This is a genomic window from Mycobacterium sp. NGS22, from assembly GCF_059813095.1.
Window position 1 is genome coordinate 81013 of record NZ_JCALDY010000019.1, and the last position, 17234, is coordinate 98246.

Annotated in this window: 9 protein-coding genes; 5 read left to right on the top strand and 4 right to left on the bottom strand. The window is 68.2% G+C overall.

Features of this window, described 5'->3' with window-relative positions; all coding sequences use genetic code 11:
- The first annotated feature begins 13 nt into the window (after positions 1 to 13).
- Positions 14 to 400, top strand: coding sequence for a hypothetical protein (locus tag AC5Y47_RS18345; RefSeq protein ID WP_499945654.1), 387 nt, complete (start codon positions 14 to 16; stop codon positions 398 to 400).
- Here AC5Y47_RS18345 and AC5Y47_RS18350 read toward each other — a convergent pair.
- Positions 370 to 1737, bottom strand: a complete 1368-nt coding sequence (locus tag AC5Y47_RS18350; RefSeq protein WP_499945655.1) for a dipeptidase — start codon at positions 1735 to 1737, stop codon at positions 370 to 372. The two genes, AC5Y47_RS18345 and AC5Y47_RS18350, sit on opposite strands and share 31 nt — an antisense overlap.
- Before the next feature lie 63 nt (positions 1738 to 1800).
- On the opposite strand from AC5Y47_RS18350, the gene AC5Y47_RS18355 reads away from it, so the two are divergent.
- Genes AC5Y47_RS18355 through AC5Y47_RS18370 form a run of 4 tightly spaced genes read left to right on the top strand, consistent with a single transcriptional unit; the run spans position 1801 to position 5756 of the window.
- A complete protein-coding gene (locus tag AC5Y47_RS18355; protein WP_499945656.1) occupies positions 1801 to 2058 on the top strand; it encodes a hypothetical protein in 258 nt (85 codons plus the stop codon).
- A gap of 28 nt (positions 2059 to 2086) precedes the next feature.
- Complete coding sequence (macS, locus tag AC5Y47_RS18360; protein ID WP_499945657.1) at positions 2087 to 3229, top strand: MacS family sensor histidine kinase; 1143 nt, start codon at positions 2087 to 2089, stop codon at positions 3227 to 3229.
- A complete protein-coding gene (locus AC5Y47_RS18365) occupies positions 3222 to 3878 on the top strand; it encodes a response regulator (protein ID WP_499945658.1) in 657 nt (218 codons plus the stop codon). Before macS ends, AC5Y47_RS18365 begins: the two co-directional genes overlap by 8 nt.
- Positions 3879 to 3938: 60 nt before the next feature.
- Positions 3939 to 5756: a DUF2339 domain-containing protein gene (locus tag AC5Y47_RS18370; protein WP_499945659.1), complete on the top strand. Its 1818-nt coding sequence runs from the start codon at positions 3939 to 3941 to the stop codon at positions 5754 to 5756.
- A 74-nt stretch (positions 5757 to 5830) separates the two neighbouring features.
- Here AC5Y47_RS18370 and qcrB read toward each other — a convergent pair whose 3' ends face one another.
- The 3 genes from qcrB to AC5Y47_RS18385 all read right to left on the bottom strand — a co-directional run bounded on the left by qcrB (position 5831) and on the right by AC5Y47_RS18385 (position 17184).
- Positions 5831 to 7396 (bottom strand): cytochrome bc1 complex cytochrome b subunit, encoded by a 1566-nt coding sequence (gene qcrB, locus AC5Y47_RS18375; protein WP_499945660.1) that lies wholly within the window; start codon positions 7394 to 7396, stop codon positions 5831 to 5833.
- Positions 7397 to 7541: 145 nt separating this feature from the next.
- On the bottom strand, positions 7542 to 7937 hold the full coding sequence (acpS, locus tag AC5Y47_RS18380) for a holo-ACP synthase AcpS (protein WP_499945661.1): 396 nt from the start codon (positions 7935 to 7937) through the stop codon (positions 7542 to 7544).
- 28 nt (positions 7938 to 7965) lie between these two features.
- Entirely contained in the window at positions 7966 to 17184 is a 9219-nt protein-coding gene (locus AC5Y47_RS18385) for a fatty acid synthase subunit beta domain-containing protein (protein WP_499945662.1), read from the bottom strand.
- Between the last annotated feature and the right edge of the window lie 50 nt (positions 17185 to 17234).

Here is a 17234-nt window from a genome sequence, read left to right on the forward strand (position 1 = left end):
TACACTCGACCCCGTGGGGGAAATAGCCGGCTATCACAGCGTCGGACCGGAGCCGTGGCTCACGACGATCGGTGACATCTCAGTCTCCGAGCACTGGGTGTCGACGCCGAGTGGGCCGCACCCGATCCGCGGCTCGGTGTGGACAGTGACAGACATGTCGCGCTACGAGGAGAGCATCTCAACCGTTGGTGTCGTTCTCGCGGTGGTGTTCGTGTGGTTTTGCCTGCTGGGCTTGCTCTTTCTGCTGATGAAGGAACGCAGGCTCGGCGGATTCGTTCAGGTCACCGTGCAAGGCAACGGCTTCTACCACTCCACGTTGATTCCGGTGACGGGCCCGCACTCGGTGATGAACGCTCACCAGGCGGTGAACTACGCGCGATCGTTGGCCGCTGCCGCCTGAGTGTGCGCAAGATTCGCCAGCAACAGCGCCTCGGCGATCGCCGCACGCTCCAGCACCCCCAGGTGCAGGCTTTCGTTGATGCTGTGCGCCTGGGTGCCGGGATCCTCCACCCCGGTGACCAGGATCTTGGCCTGCGGGAACGCCTCGGCGAACTCGGCGATGAAGGGGATCGACCCGCCCATGCCCATGTCGACGGCGTCGACACCCCACGCTTGCCGGAATGCCGCTCGCGCGGCGTCGTAGACCGGACCGTCGGCGTCGATCGCGTAGGGCTGGCCGATCTCGCCGCGCACGACGTCGACCTGGGCACCCCACGGCGTGTGCGCGCGCAGGTGGGCTTCCACGGCGTCCAGGTGCTGCACCGCGTCGCCGCCGGGTGCCACCCGAATGCTGATCTTGGCGCGGGCCCGCGGAATCAGCGTATTCGACGCTGCCGCAACGGATGTGGTGTCGATGCCGATCACGGTGATCGCCGGCTTGGCCCACAGTCGTTGCGGCACCGAACCCGAACCGATCTCGCTCACCCCGTCCAGCAGACCGGAGTCCCTGCGTGCGCGTCCGGGCGGATAGTCCGGGTAATTCAACCCTTCGGTGTCCAGTTCATGCAGACCCTTTACCGCCACGTTGCCGTCGTCGTCGTGCAGGCTGGCCAGCAGTCGCACCAGTACGCTCAGCGCGTCGGGGATCACGCCGCCCCACAGCCCGGAGTGCAGCCCGTGATCCAACGTGGCGACCTCCACCACGCAGTCGGCCATGCCCCGCAGCGAAATCGTCAGCGCCGGCACCTCAGTGCTCCAGTTGTCCGAGTCGGCGATCACGATCACGTCGGCGGCCAGGGCGTCGCGGTGGGCGGCCAGCAACCTGCCCAGGGACGGAGATCCGGACTCCTCCTCGCCCTCCACGAAGACCGTCACACCCACCGGCGGCTGACCGCCGTGCGCCCGAAAGGCCGCCAAATGTGTTGCTATTCCGGCCTTGTCGTCGGCGGTGCCACGGCCGTACAGTCGCCCGTCCCGCTCGGTCGGCTCGAACGGCTGCGACAGCCATTGCCCGCGGTCGCCTTCGGGTTGCACGTCGTGATGGGCGTACAGCAGCACGGTCGGCGCCCCCGGCGGCGCCGGATGGTGCGCGATGACGGCTGGGGCGCCACCCTCGCTGACGATGCGCACATCGTCGAAACCGGCCTGCGACAACAGGTCTGCTGTTACCTGCGCGCTCCGGCGGACTTCGTCGCGGCGCGCCGGGTCGGCCCACACCGACTCGATCCGCACCAGATCCTCCAGGTCGCGCCGCACCGACGGCAGCACCTCACGCACCCGCTCCACCAGATCAGTCATGGTTCCGAGGCTAGCCACCGCCGTGAGTTGTGGGCCTTCTGATCACCGATAGACTCAGCTGCCATGGAGGCCGAAGGCATCGAGCCGCGTGTCGCCGCTCTGGAAGGCGAGGTCCGGGAGTTCCGGCATGCGGTGGCGGGCAGTTTCAACGCAATGCGGCAGGACTTCGTCGATCTCCGGCAGGAGTTCAACACGCTGCGCGACCACGTCGACCGCGGGTTCACCGAGATGCGCGGCAAGTTCGACGCCGCGGCCGCCGGCCAACAGCAAATCGTGGGACTACTTCACGTAATCGTCGCCGAGCGCCGACGCGAGCAGTGACTTACCCAGACTCATTCAGGTCAAGTCGGTGACCGCCCCCGGTCCCGACCCGACGGCTCCGCTCTGGCGGGCAGCTCAGCTGTTCCGGCTCCTGGGTTGCCTGTATGCGCTGGGCTTCCAGATCGCGGTCAACTCCGATCTGCGCCACCCGGGGTGGGGTTGGACCCTGTTCGCGGTGCTGATCGGCTGGAGTGTCGCCTGCGCGGTCGCCTACCTGCACGGGTTCGGCCGGCGCCCGGCGTGGGTGGTCGCCGAACTCGTCGTCGTCGTGCTGCTCATGCTGTCCACCGAGGTGGTAGCGACCGGGCAGTGGGCGCACAACAATCAGACGTGGCCGACGACGTTATGGGCCAGCAACGCCACTATCTCTGCCGCGTTGCAGTTCGGTCCGACCGGGGGCATGTTGACCGGGGTTGCGGTGACCGCCACCAGTGAATTCGTCAAGGGCTATGTCAGCGTCAACCTGGGCCGCAACGCCACCGTCATTGTCGAGTTGGCGGTCGGTCTGGCCGTCGGACTGGCCGCCCGGACCGCGCGTCGCGCCCACGACGAATTACAGCGCGCGGCCCGCCTCTCGGCGGCGGTGGAAGAACGCGAACGGTTGTCCCGCCAAGTCCATGACGGTGTCATCCAGGTGCTCGCGCTGGTCGCCAAGCGCGGCCACGAAATCGGCGGCGCCGCATCCGAACTCGCAACACTGGCCGGCGAACAGGAACGCGCGCTGCGCAAATGGGTCACCTCGACCGACATGGAAAGCGACTCGGACACCGTAATCGACCTGCGCGGGCTGCTGCGCCGGCGGGAGTCCGACCGCGTGTCGGTGAGCCTCCCGGGAACTCCGGTACCGCTGGCGAACGTAGCGGCGCAGGAACTCGATGCCGCGGTGGGCAATGCCCTGGACAATGTGCGGCTGCATGCCGGTCCGCAGGCACGCGCCTTCGTTCTGCTCGAAGATCTGGGCGATTGGGTCGCAGTCAGCATCCGCGACGACGGGACAGGCATCCCGCCCGGCCGACTGGAGGAAGCGGTCGGCGAAGGACACGTCGGCATCGCGAAATCGATTGTAGGTCGGTTGAATTCGCTTGGCGGCAGTGCGGATCTGAGTACCGATGTCGGTGACGGCACCGAGTGGGAACTGAAGGTGCCGCGCGGAAAGGGACGGTATGGCTGAACAGAACGACCCTACGGTGATGGTGGTCGACGACCACCCCATCTGGCGCGACGCGGTCGCGCGCGACCTTGCCGACGACGGCTTCGATGTGGTCGCCACGGCCGAGGGTGTGGCCGCCGCGCGCCGTCGCGCAGCGGTGGTGAAGCCGGACGTGGTGGTGATGGATATGCGCCTGGCTGACGGCGACGGTGTACAGGCCACGATGGAGGTGCTCGAGGTGTCGCCGTCGACGCGGGTGCTGGTGCTGTCAGCCTCCGACGAACGCGACGACGTCCTGGAGGCCGTCAAAGCCGGCGCGACCGGTTACCTGGTCAAGAGCGCTTCCAAGGCCGAGCTGGCCGACGCCGTGCGCGCCACCGCGGCCGGACGGGCCGTGTTCACCCCGAGCCTGGCCGGCTTGGTATTGGGTGAGTATCGGCGCATCGCACAGAGCCCGGACTCCGGGCCCGCCACCCCCAGCCTCACCGACCGGGAGACCGAGGTGTTGCGCTATGTCGCAAAAGGGTTGTCGGCGAAGCAGATTGCCGAGAAGCTGACCTTGAGCCACCGCACCGTGGAGAACCATGTGCAGGCCACGTTCCGCAAGCTGCAGGTCGCCAACCGGGTGGAGCTGACGCGCTACGCCATCGAGCACGGTCTCGACCAGTGACAGGTTTTGGGTAGTCCTACTCATCCGAACACCCGAGGCGCCGCGGCAGGGTGGGTACCCATGACCCAATCGACTCAGGCTGTTATCAGCCGGCTTTCCCAGGAATTCGACGTCCTGTCGCGTCAGATGTCGCGAGTCTCCGGTGAGCTGGGCCAGCTCAATCGGCTGATCTCCGATCCCGCGGCCACACCCCCGCCGCCGCCGGCACCGGTATTCGTCCCGCCGCCAACGCCCGCCCAGGCCGTCCCCTACTGGCAGAACTACTGGCACGGTTGGGCACCAGCGGCAACCGCCCCGCGCCCCCCGCTACCACCGCGCCCATCCGCTCCCCCGCCCGCGCCCCCGCCGCCCGTCCCGTCGGACAACGCCGAATCCAATTGGATCGGCAAGCTGCTGGCCGTTGCCGGTGTGGCCGTCACGCTGATCGGCGTGGTCCTGCTGCTCGTCCTGGCGGCGCAGGCCGGCCTGCTGCGACCGGAAATCCGGGTCGCCGGCGGCTGCGCGTTGGCGACGGCACTCGTCGCTGTGGGCGCCCGGTTGCGTGGTCGTCCCGGCGGACGGGTCGGTGCGATCGCGTTGGCGGCCACCGGCATTGCCGCGGCCTACCTGGACGTGATCGCGGTCGTGACGATCTACAAATGGGTGCCCGCATCGATGGGGCTGGTGCTGGCCGCCGTCGTCGGCGGAGCGGGCCTGATCCTGGCCCGGCGGTGGAACTCCGAACATCTGGCGCTGCTCGTGCTGGTCCCGTTGATGGGCCTGGCGCCCGTGCTCACCCGCGGTGTCGACCTGCTTCTCGTCAGCTTCATGCTGGCACTGTCGGCCGCCGCGCTGCCGGTGCAGGTGGGCAAGGACTGGATCTGGATGCACGCTGCCCGGATGGCGGCGACGACGTTGCCGCTGTTGCTGGCGTTGGTAGCGGTCAGCAGGCACGACAACGCCTGGCTGGTCGGTGGCGCCTGCGGCGTCGCGGCCCTGCTCGCCATCGTCAGCGGCCTGGTCCTATTGCCCGGCACCACCCACGCGACGGCACTGGCGCTGGCGACCGCGGCGGGCACGCTGCCCGTACTGGCCAGCGCAGTCGGAGTCAATCACGTTCTGGCAGCTGTCCTTTCCGCGGCGCTGGCCGCCGGGATGCTCAGCGTCACCCTGCTCGGCAACCCGCCGCGTGTGGTCGGCCAGATTTGGTCGGCGTGGTCGGCGATCGCAGCGTTGATCGCTGTCACCGTCGCGTTCGACGGTTACGTGGCCGGCCCGTTGCTGCTTGCGCTGGCAGTCGCGGTCGGCATCGCCGGGCGCCGAGACGTCGTAGCACGCTGGGCTGCAGCGGGATTCGGCCTCATCGGTACCGGCCTGTTCTACAGTCACGCACCCCTGCGCGCGCTGGTGCGGGCCACCGCGATGCCGACTGCGGTGGCGGTGTCAACCCTGGCGGCCAGTCTGCTCGTCATCGCCGCGGCGGTCGTGTTGACCCGCGCCTTCCTAACTTCCGATGCCGCGGGTCTGCTCGTCGCGGGGGCGGGGTCGCTGATCGTCTATGCCGTCACCGCGTTCACGGTGACCGCCGGTGTGCTGATCGGCGGCACGGGCGGCGGCTTCCTCGCCGGACACATGGCGGCCACCATCTGCTGGATCGCCATGGCCGCAGCGCTTTTCGTCTACGCGCTGCGACGGGGACAGGACCACCGTCATGAGGCGGTCACCGCCGGACTGGCACTCACCGGGGCGGCCACCGCCAAGTTGTTCTTGTTCGACTTGGCCACGCTGGACGGCATATTCCGGGTGGCGGCGTTTATCGTCGTGGGCCTGGTGCTGCTGGGCATGGGTTCGGGTTACGCTCGCAGCCTCGCCTCGGCCCGCACTGAGATAGCCAGTTAACTGCCTTGCTCACCCAGATTGAGAATCTGCAGCCTGCGTGCGAGTGCAGCGCTGCAGATTTTCAATCTCGGGCGCTATCTAAGTGGCCGGGCTGAGCGTTCGCGCAGTGCGGTGAGCGTGCGGCGCTCCGCGACGTGCTCGGCCTCAGCGAGCGCCGCCGCCTCGTCCGCCGGATCGGCGCGCAGGAAGCTGCCACTACCGGGCCTGCCGCCAGCGCCCAGCTTGTTCATCTTCTTGGGCACCGGTGCCCGCTGATACTCGAGGGGCCTCGCGCCCAGTGGCTGATGCAGTTCGATGTAGGCGCCGTGCGGCAGCCGCTTGATGATGCCGGTCTCCACACCGTGTTCGAGCACCTCGCGGTCGCTGCGCTGCAACCCGACGCACCACCGGTAGGTGATGAAGTAGACCAACGGCGGCAGGATCACCATGCCGATCCGCCCGATCCAGGTGGTTGCGTTGAGCGAGATGTGGAACGTCAACGCGATGATGTCGTTCATCGCCGCCAGGGTCAGCACCAGGTAGAAGCTGATGGCCATCGCCCCAATCGCGGTGCGCACCGGCACATCTCGCGGCCGCTGCAGCAGATTATGGTGCGCAGTATCACCGGTGAAGCGCTTCTCGAGGAAGGGATAGCTGGTCAGCAGGACGAAGACCAACCCCATGATCAGCGCGACCCCGACGGTGGCCGGCACCGTGTAATGGCCGATGTAGATCTCCCAGGCCGGCCACAATCGCTGCAGGCCGTCCGGCCACATCATGTAGAAATCCGGCTGCGAACCGGCCGACACCTGAGAAGCCTTGTAGGGTCCCAGGTTCCAGATCGGATTGATCTGCAGCAGCCCGCCCATCAGGCCCAGCACGCCGACGATGCAGGTTAAGTAGGCGCCGGACTTGACCGCGAACGTCGGCATCACCCGCACGCCGACCACGTTGTGCTCGGTGCGCCGCGGTCCGGGGAACTGGGTGTGCTTCTGGAACCACACCAGCGCCACGTGCACCCCGATCAGCGCCAGGATGATCCCGGGCAGCAACAGCACGTGCAACGCGTACAACCGTGGGATCAGGATGGTGCCCGGGAAGTCACCGCCGAACAGTGCCCAGTGCAGCCACGTCCCAATCACCGGCAATCCCAACGTGATCGATGACAATGCAGCGCGCAGGCCGATGCCGGACAGCAGGTCGTCGGGCAGCGAATAGCCGAAGTATCCCTCGAACATGGCCAGGATCAGCAGCAGCGACCCGATCACCCAGTTGGCCTCGCGCGGTCGGCGGAACGCGCCGGTGAAGAACACCCGGGCCAGGTGCACCATGATCGACGCGGCGAAGAGCAGCGCGGCCCAGTGATGGACCTGACGCACGAACAGCCCGCCGCGCACTTCGAACGAGATGTTCAGCGTCGACTCGTAGGCTCGGGACATTTCCACGCCCCGCAGCGGCTGGTACACGCCGTCGTAGGTGACTTCGGTCATCGACGGGTCGAAGAACAGCGTCAGATAGATGCCCGTGATCAACAGGACGATGAAGCTGTACAAGGCGATTTCACCCAGCAGGAACGACCAGTGCGTGGGAAACACCTTGTTGAGCTGACGGCGCAGTGCGGCAGACGGGTGATACCGGGTGTCGATTTCTTCGAGGTCCACGGCGACCATCCCCTCATTACTACAATGTGTAGTACCACAAACTGTAGTACTTGAGGCCGCGGGAGTAAATAGGTGCGCGAGCAGACGCAGAATCGCACGAATTGCGCTCGCTCAGCGCGATTCTGTGTCTGCTCGCGAGAGGTAGCTAGGGACTGGTCTCCAGGATGGCGACGGCGGCCGCGGTGTCGGCCTCATGGGTGAGCGACACGTGGATCGTCACGTCGGCCAGATGCTTGGCGATCTCCCCGCTCAGCCGCACCCGCGGCCGACCCCACATGTCGGTGACCACCTCGATGTCACGGTGGATGTCCTCGGGCAACACCGGCCGCTGCGCGAACCGCGAACCCGACCACGCCTTGATCACGGCTTCCTTGGCCGCCCAGCGCGCGGCCAGGTGACGCGCCGCCGACGAGCTCTTGTCGGACGCGTCGCGGCGCTCACCCGGCGTGAAGGTCTCGGCGAACACCGTTCCCGGTTGGTCGACCTGCTCGGCGAAATCGGGAATGGACACAAGGTCGATCCCGATTCCGACGATGCCCATGGGTGGTGAGGTTAACTGATGTGCCGGCTTATTCCGCAGACACCTGGTAGGCCCCGCCCTCACCCAACCGGGCGGCCGCGCTCAGCAACATCGACGCCTCCTGCGGCTTCTCCGGGCCGCCGTGATCGAAGCGCCGGTCCGGCGGCCGCTGGTACATCGGCTCACCCCCGGCGATCGCCGAGGCCAGCCGGCGCCGACCGGCCAACAGGCGACTGTCCGCACGCTTCTGGTAATCCGCGCGCTCCGCGGGCTCCAACGAGGCGATGAACGCCTGCGGGTGCACCAGTGCCACCAGACCCGACACGTGGCCGAACCCGAGGCTGGTCAGCAGTCCTGCCTTGAGCGGGAATCTGTCCCCGAGGCGCAGCGTGTCGCGCAACCAGACGAAGTGCGCCGAGCCGGCCAGTTCGTCGTCGACGCAATCCAGGCTGCGGTTGGGTGGAATGACCCCGTCGCGCAGCATCTGGCACAGCCCCATCGTCTGGAACACCGCCGCGCCGCCCTTGGCGTGACCGGTCAGGCTCTTCTGCGACACCACGAACAACGGCGCACCTTCGGAGCGGCCCAACGAGTCGGCGAGCCGCTCGTGCAGTTCGGTCTCGTTGGGGTCATTGGCCAGCGTCGACGTGTCGTGCTTGGAAACCACCGCGATGTCATCGGCGGTCACGCCGAGCTTGGCCAGCGACCGCGCCAACTGCGAGTCCTTGCCACCGCGGCCCGCACCCAACGCGCCCAGGCCCGGGGCCGGGATCGAGGTGTGCACACCGTCCGCAAACGACTGCGCGTAGGCCACCACCGCGAGCACCGGCAGTCCCATCCGCTGGGCCAGGTCGCCGCGCGCGAGCAGGATGGTGCCGCCGCCCTGCGCCTCGACGAAGCCCAGCCGGCGCCGGTCGTTGGGCCGGGAGAACTTCGAGTCGTCGATGCCGCGGCCACGCATCATCGAGGTGTCGGCGGTGGCGGCCATGTCGCCGAAGCCGATGATGGCTTCCAGCGTCAGGTCGTCCACCCCGCCCGCGACCACGAGTTCGGCCTTGCCCAGCCGGATCTTGTCCACACCCTCCTCGACCGACACCGCTGCCGTCGCACACGCCGCGACCGGGTGGATCATCGAGCCGTAACTACCGACGTAGGACTGAATCACATGCGCGGCAACGACATTCGGCAGCACTTCCTGCAGGATGTCATTCGGCTTGTTACGGCCGAGCAGGTTGCCGTGATACATGGTCTGCATCGAAGTCATGCCACCCATGCCGGTGCCCTGGGTGCTGGCCACCAGGCTCGGGTGCACGTAGCGCATCACCTCGGCCGGGCTGAAGCCGGCGGACAGGAACGCGTCGACGGTGGTGACGATGTTCCACAGCGCCACCCGGTCGATCGACGTGGCCATGTCCGGGCTGATGCCCCAGACGGTCGGGTCGAATCCGGTGGGTATCTGCGCGCCGACGACGCGGGACAGCTTGGTCTTACGCGGCACCCGGATCTCGGTGCCGGCCCGGCGGGTGACCTGCCAGTCGCTGGAGTCGGGTGCCGGCTTGATCACCGTGTGCTCGGGGTCGAACTCGGCGAAGGACCGCGCCTCGGCTTCCGAGGACACGACGAAGCTGAAGTCCTTGTCCAGGAACACCGAGACCAGCAACGGCGACGCGTGGTCGGGGTCGATCGCGCCGTCGTCGACGAACTCGCGGATGCCGCAGCGCTCGACGACGGTGTCGTGGTAGCGCTCGACCAATTCGGACTCGTCGACCAGATCGCCGGATTGTGTGTCGTACCAACCCGGTTGGGGGTCGTCCTCCCAGCGGATCAGCCCGGTGGTCCAGGCCAGTTCCAGCACGCCGGCCGCGGACAGTTCGTTCTCGACCTCCATCTCGAAACGGGTGCGTGACGAGCCGTAGGGACCGAGTTCCGCACCGCCGACGATCACCACCAGGTCGGCGGGGTCGACGGCGAGGTCGTCCCACTGCGGGGGCGGCACCGGGGTGTAGCCGCGCGGCGGCGACGGCAGGGCCGCGATGGTGCCTTCGGCCGGAGCGTCATCAGTGGAGGTCGCCTCGGCGGACATCTCCTCACGCGCCTTGGCGGCCAGCTCTGCCATGTCCAGCTCGACTCCAGCCAGCCCACCGGTGAAGTCGGCCTTGATCGGCGCACTCGACGCGGCGACCTTGGATTCCACGTCGCACAGTCCGAGCAGCATCGCCGCCATCTCGTCGGTGGAATACGTTGTGACGCCAGCCTCTTCGACGGCGGTGACGATGGCGTCGTTGTGACCCATCAGTCCGGTACCGCGGGTCCAGCCGATCAGCGCGTGCGCCAGGCTGACCCGTTCGGCCCACGAGGTCTCGGCGTGCCAGCGAGTCACCACCGCATCCAGCGCCGACTTGGCTTCACCGTAAGCTCCGTCGCCACCGAACATTCCACGGTTGGGCGACCCGGGAAGCACCACGTGCAAACGTGAAGCGATGTCGCGTTCGGCGCCGATCTTCGACAGTCCGCTGATCAGCCGTTGCGCGGCCCACAGCAGCACCTTCATCTCCATCTCGGCGCGGGCACCGACCTCGGACAGATCCCCGACGACGCGCGGTGCGGCGAACGGGAACAACAACGTCGGGGTTTGTGCATCCTTGATGTGGATCGATTGCGGCCCAAGACTTTCGACCTGCTCCGTGCCGACCCACTCGACCAGGGCGTCGATGTCGGAGTAGGACGCCATGTTGGCCGGCACCACCCACAGCGCCGCACCGTAGCGGGCATGGTCGCGGTAGAGGTTGCGGTAGAACGCCAGTCGCTCGTCGTTCAACTTCGAGGTGGTGGCGACCACGGTGGCACCGCCGTCGAGTAACCGCGCGGCCACCGATGCAGCGATCGAACCCTTGGAAGCGCCTGTCACGACGGCGATTTCGCCGCTGTACGGCCCGGCGTCGGGGTTCTCGGCACCGGCGGCGATCCGTCCGTACAGCGAGGCGTGCACCTGCCGGCCCGCGGCCAGGGACTTACCCTGCCACCAGGTGGCCTGGGTCGCCACGACGTGTCCGGCACCTTCGAACCGCTCGGACAGACGCACCCAGTCGGCGTCGATGTCACCCTCGTCGGTGAGCCACAGCTTGACCAAATCCTCACGGGCACTGGCCCAGCGGTCGTCGAAGACGATCGCCTTCTTCGCGTCGAACACCGGTGCCACCAAACGTGGCCAATCCGCGCCCAATTCGGCGGTCACCAAGTCGATGAGCTCGGCGTCGGTGGCCGTCGGTGCTGTGCTCACCGGGTCGTCCAGGCCGAGCTGACCCAGCACCAATCGGGCGGCCGAAGCCAGCACGCCGTCACGGCCGGTGATCTGGTCGGCGAATTCGTTCAGCGCGGCCGAGTCGACCGTTGCACCGCCGCCACCGCCTGCCGAGGGCAGCGAAACCGACACGCCACGGCGCCCGGCGACGGCGGCCACCGCCGCATCGATGACCTTGTCCACCGCGGCCGCGTCGGCCAGCGCACCCTCGTGCAGGTGCCCCATCGCCCCGCCGCGCACGCTGGTCCCCTCGCGGGTACCGAGGGCGACCTCGACGGTGACGTGCTTGGCCCAACCCTCGCCCAATTCCCAGGTCTTGGTGACTCGTTCGGTGATCGCACCGGGCCGCTTGCCCGAGGGTCCGAACGCCGTACGCAGTTGGTCGTTGATCGCGTCGGAAAGCACTGGGCCGTATGGCTTGTAGGTGCGGGCCAGCTTGGTGACCTGCGCGCGCAGCCCGGCCAGGTCGGCCTCCGCGGCCCCGTCGATGGCGCCCAGGTTCAGCTCGGAGCCCAGGTCCACCAGCAGCTGGTTGCGCCGTGACGACGCACCGTCGGTGATCGATTCGATGGAGTCCAACGGCTCGATCTGGTCGATGCGCATCTTGGCCGAGATCGCGATCAGCGCGACGGTGGCGTCTGCGGCGTCGAAACCGATGTCCTCGGGGCGTGGGCCCCCGGACGGAGCGGCGGCGGGCGCCGGTGCCGGCGCGGCCTCGACGGGAGCGGCCGCCTCGGGCTCGGGAGCCGACTCGCTCACCGGCTCGTCGTCCGGCTCGGGGTCGGTGTCGGTGGCAAACAGCACCGCAGCGTCACGCTCGGCGTTGAGCACTTCGATTGTGCTGTGGGCGTATTCGGGCAGCTTCAAGGTGTTGGTGGCCAGTCCCGCCACCGTCGGCGCGGTCTTCACACCGATCTCGACGAAGCGCTCCACACCCAGGCCGCCGGCGGCTTCCTCGGTGAACAGCAGATCCTGCGTCTCGATCCAGCGCACCGGACTGGCGAACTGCCAGGCCAGCAACTCGATCAGGACGACGCGCGCCAGATCGCGCGGTCGCTCACGCCAGGCGTCGTAGTTCTCCAGGATCTCGTCGAGCGGTTCGGCGGGGACCAGATCCCGGATCTCCTGGATGAAGTCGCGGTCCAGTGTGAACGGCCGCGGCACCAGGTTGGGGATGTAACGCCCGATGATCACCTCGGGATCCTTGTCGCGCGGCATCAACCGCTCCAGTGACCGCCGGAATTCGTCCACACCGACGCGCAGCACCCGGGAGTGGAACGGCACGTCGACACCCGGAACCAGAATGAAAGAGCGCTTGCCGCCGGTGATTTCGCGTCGCCGCTCTACTTCAGCCTCCAGCTCCTTCAATCCGCGCACCGTGCCGGCGATCGCGTACTGCGAGCCGCGCAGGTTGAAGTTGACGATCTCAAGAAATTCGCCAGTACGAGCCGCGATGTCGGCGACGAACTGCGTGACTTCGTCGTCCGGCAGGTCGATCTGGGACGGCCGGATGGCGGCCAGCCGGTAGTTGGACCGGCCCAACTCGTCGCGGGGCACGATGTCGTGCATCTTCGAACCGCGGTGGAACACCGCCTCCAGCAACGCATCCAGTTCGAAAACGCCGCTGACACAGGCCAGCGCGGTGTACTCCCCGACCGAGTGGCCGCAGGTGATCGCACCGTCGACGAACGCACCTTGCTCACGCATCTCGGCGACCTGCGCGGCGGCCACCGTCGCCATCGCCACCTGGGTGAACTGCGTCAGGAACAGCACGCCGTCGGGGTGGTGGTAGTGCACGCCGCTGGCGATGATGCTGGTGGGGTTGTCCCGCACCACGTGCAGCACCGAGAAGCCCAACGTGTCGCGGGTGAACTTGTCCGCCTCGTCCCACACCTTGCGGGCCGTCTTGGAGCGCGCCCGTACGTCCATGCCCATGCCTTTGTGCTGGATGCCCTGGCCGGGGAACGCATAGACCGTCTTGGGCGAGGCCAGCCGGGCACTGGCCGACATGACCAGCTCCGAGCCGACCTTGGCGGTGACCTCCAGAACCTCTGCGCCCAAGTCGATTCCGACCCGCTCGACGCGGAAGTCCACCTCGTCACCGGGCAGCACCATGCCCAGGAACCGAGCGGTCCAGCCGACCAGCCGCGCCGGCGGGCGCGCCTGCCCGTCGGTCGCGGTCACCGCGTGCTGCGCGGCGGCCGACAGCCACATGCCGTGCACGATCGGCGAACCCAGCCCGGCGAGCAGCGCCGCGGGCTTGTCGGTGTGGATCGGGTTGTGGTCCCCGGACACCACGGCGAACGGGCGCATGTCGACCGGGGCGCCGACGGTGACGTCGCGGCGGCGCCGGCGCGGGGTGTCGGTGGCGTTCTCCGAGACCGCGCCACCGGCCCGGGCCGGGTCGGCGAGTTCGGCGGTACCGGTGCGGCCCAGGATCGCGAAGCGCTCCTCGAGCGCGGCGATGATCGCGCCGTCGCTCCCGGTCACGGTGACCGACACCGGCACCACACGGCCCATGTCGGTGTCGGTGGCCTCGGCAGCCGTTGCGACGACGGTCAATTCGGCGTCGACAGTGGGCAACTGGGCGGACAGCCGAACGGCGTGGTCCAAGTGCACCAGGCTGAGTAGGCCCTCCACCACCGGCACCCCGGTCTCGGTCAGCGCGGCACCGATCGCGGCGAAGACCGCCGGCCAGCAGTGACCGACGAGCGCGTCGGGCACGGTGGTCAGGCTGGGCGCCAACGGCTCACCGAAGGTGGCCGTGACGCCGGTGTGGTCGGCGACCCGTTCGGGGTCCCAGGCCACGGTGAGCGTGGCCGAACCGTCCTGCACTGCCGGCAGCGACGCGGGGCCGTCGACGCCGGCCGCGATGGCCAGCACACAACGCATGGCCGCGCTGGCGTCCTCGGTGGACACCACCGGGATGCCGCCGTCAACGGTGTTGGGCGGCAACGTGAACGGGATTTCGATCCAGGTGCCGGATACCGGCACACTGAGCACGACCCCGTCGCCCTCGGACTTCACCGCGAGCCTGGCTCCGGTGGATGTGTGTGTGGCGGTGCGGTTTTCGTGCACCTGCCAGTCGCCGGGCGCGGCGATCCGGTGCACCGGGTTGGTGGTGGTGCGGCCGGCCCACACCACGTCGGGTGCGTCGAGCACGGCGGCCAGCGGTCCGCGGACATCGGGGCGGCCCAGCCGTCGCGAGGTCACGTCGGTGGGCTCCATGCCGGTGGCCAGCACGTCGTCGATCGCGGCCTGCTCGAAACGGTCCAGCAGCTCACCGACGGGTTCGTCGACCCGGGTGATGCCCGACACCGCGGCGGGGCCGGGGATGATGCACACCTGGTCGGCGTCGTAGCGCGCGTCGTGCGCCTGCCACAGGGAGTCACTGCGCCACCAGCGCCGCACGTCCTTGTCGATGACCGGGACGAAGTTGACCGGCTTGCCCAGCGTCTTGCACAAGGTGACGAAGAACGGCACGTCGGCGGGATGCAGCTGGACCGTCTCGGCGTCCGGGTAGTGCGCAACCAGCGCGGTGATGGCCTGCTCGGGGTTCTCCAGCACCGCGGTGTCGGAGAAGAGCGTCTCGATCGGGCCGGATTCCTTGGCGTGCAACCGCGCTTCGGTGCGCTTGAGCATTTCCTCGAACCGGTCGCGCCAGGTGTCGGCCAGCCACGGGCTGCCGGGTGCGGCGGTGTCGGCGGTCGAATTGCCTTCTCCGATGGCAAGTTCCACGTAGCGGCGCAACCACTGCAGGTACGTCATGTCCGCGACGTCGCCGAAATACGGCTTGGCGGTCTTGGCCATCGCGGCGATGATCTCGTCGCGGCGTTCGGCGACCGCGTCCGCGTCACCGGCCACCTCGTCGAGCAGCTGCCCGCACCGGGATGCGCTGTTGTCGATCTCGTGGATGTCGGCGCCGAGCTGGCTGCGGCTGGAAGCCATGCCGCCCTGGGCTTTTCCGGCGCTGATCCACTGGTCGGTGCCCTGGATGTCGACGAGCATCTGCTTCACCGAGGGTGAGGTGGTGGACTCCAGCGTCGCCATCGCCGCGGTGCCGACCAGGATGCCGTCGATCGGCATCGACGGGAAGCCGTAGGCCTTCGCCCACCGACCGGACAGGTACTCCGCGGCCCGCTCCGGGGTGCCGATGCCGCCGCCGACGCAGACGGTGATGTTGGCGCGCGAACGCAGCTCCGAGTAGGTCGCCAGCAGCAGGTCGTCGAGGTCTTCCCACGAGTGGTGACCGCCGGCGCGGCCGCCCTCGACGTGCATGATCACCGGCTTGGTGGGCACCTCGGTGGCGATGCGGATCACCGAGCGGATCTGCTCGACGGTCCCGGGCTTGAACACCACGTGGCTGATGCCGATGTCGTTGAGTTCTCCGATCAGGTCGACGGCTTCCTCGAGTTCGGGGATACCGGCACTGACCACCACGCCGTCGATCGCCGCGCCGGACTGGCGGGCCTTCTGCACCAGTCGCTTGCCGCCCAACTGCAGCTTCCACAGGTAGGGATCTAGGAACAGCGCGTTGAACTGGTAGGTGCGGCCCGGCTCGAGCAACCCGGAGAGCTGCTGGACGCGGTCGGCGAAGATCTCCTCGGTGACCTGACCGCCCCCGGCCAACTCGGCCCAGTGCCCGGCGTTGGCCGCGGCGGCGACGATGTTGGCGTCGACGGTGGTCGGGGTCATGCCGGCCAGCAGGATCGGCGAGCGGCCGGTCAGCCGGGTGAACTTGGTCGACAGCTTGACGCGGCCGTCGGGAAGCCGCACCACGGTCGGCGCGTAGCTCGACCAGGCTCGGGCCACCTCCGGCGTGGCTCCGACAGTGAACAGGTTGCGCTGGCCGCCCCGGGTTGCCGCGGGCACGATGCCGATGCCCAGGCCGCGGATCACCGGGGCGGTCAGCCGGGTCAGGATGTCCCCCGGTCCCAGGTCGAGAATCCAGCGGGCTCCGGCGTCGTGCACCTGGGTGATCTCGTCGACCCAGTCCACCTTGCGGACCAGGATGGCTTCGGCCATCTCCCGGGCCAGCGCGACGTCCAGACCCACCTTCTCTGCCCAGCGACCGACGATCTCGATGCCGTCGGCCAGCCGCGGGGTGTGGAAACCGACCTCGACCTTGACCGGCTCGAAGACCGGCGCGAAGACGTCGCCGCCGCGCAGCTTGTTCTTGCGCTCGGCTTCTTCCTTCTCGGAGATCTGGTTGCAGTACAGCTCGAAGCGGGACAGCTGCTCGGGAGTTCCGGTGATGACGACGGAGCGGCGTCCGTTGCGGATGGACAGCACCGGCGGGAGCACGGTGCGTACGTCCTGGGCGAACTCGTCGAGCAGCCGTCCGATGCGTTCCGGGTCGGCGTTGGTGACCGAGACCATCGGCGGGCGGTCGCCGAGTACCGAGATTCCCCGTCGGCGGGCGACGAGCGTTCCGGCGGCACCGACGAGTTGGGCGATGGCGAACAGCTCGACATCACGGGCGCCGCCTGCCTTGAGCGCCTCGACGGCCAGCACACCTTGGGAATGTCCGGCAACGGCAACCGGCGGGGTTTCGACCAGGTCCATGCCTTGCCGGCCCAGCGCGCGAATGGCCGCGACCTGGGTGAGCAGCACGCCCGGCACGGACACAGCCGCCGACGTCAGGTGCTTCTCCGACGGGACGGCATCTTCGGCCGCCAGCGCGCGGACCCACTGCAGCGGTTCGAAGCCGATGGGACGTACCACGACCAGTTCTCTTGCGACCGGCTCGAGCAGCAGCTCGACCTCACCGGCCAGTGTCGCCAACTCGGATTCGATGCCGGCCCCGGAGACCAGCTCTTCCAGGGTCTCCAGCCAGGCACTGCCCTGACCCCCGAACGCGACGGCGTACGGCTCGCCGGCTGTCAGACGATCAACCAGAGCATGGGTGTTGTGTGGGCCGCTGCCGTCACGGTCAGCGGAAACCCTGTCGTGCTCGTGGATCGTCACCTTTTGTCTCCCTACATGCGTCTCTGCGTCTGGCTGCGTCGACCGGTTCC

Coding starts and splice junctions, on each gene's coding strand:
- acpS (WP_499945661.1), bottom strand. CDS start 7,937: ATGGGCATCGTCGGAATCGGGATCGACCTTGTGTCCATTCCCGATTTC.
- AC5Y47_RS18355 (WP_499945656.1), top strand. CDS start 1,801: ATGGAGGCCGAAGGCATCGAGCCGCGTGTCGCCGCTCTGGAAGGCGAG.
- AC5Y47_RS18350 (WP_499945655.1), bottom strand. CDS start 1,737: ATGACTGATCTGGTGGAGCGGGTGCGTGAGGTGCTGCCGTCGGTGCGG.
- AC5Y47_RS18365 (WP_499945658.1), top strand. CDS start 3,222: ATGGCTGAACAGAACGACCCTACGGTGATGGTGGTCGACGACCACCCC.
- AC5Y47_RS18370 (WP_499945659.1), top strand. CDS start 3,939: ATGACCCAATCGACTCAGGCTGTTATCAGCCGGCTTTCCCAGGAATTC.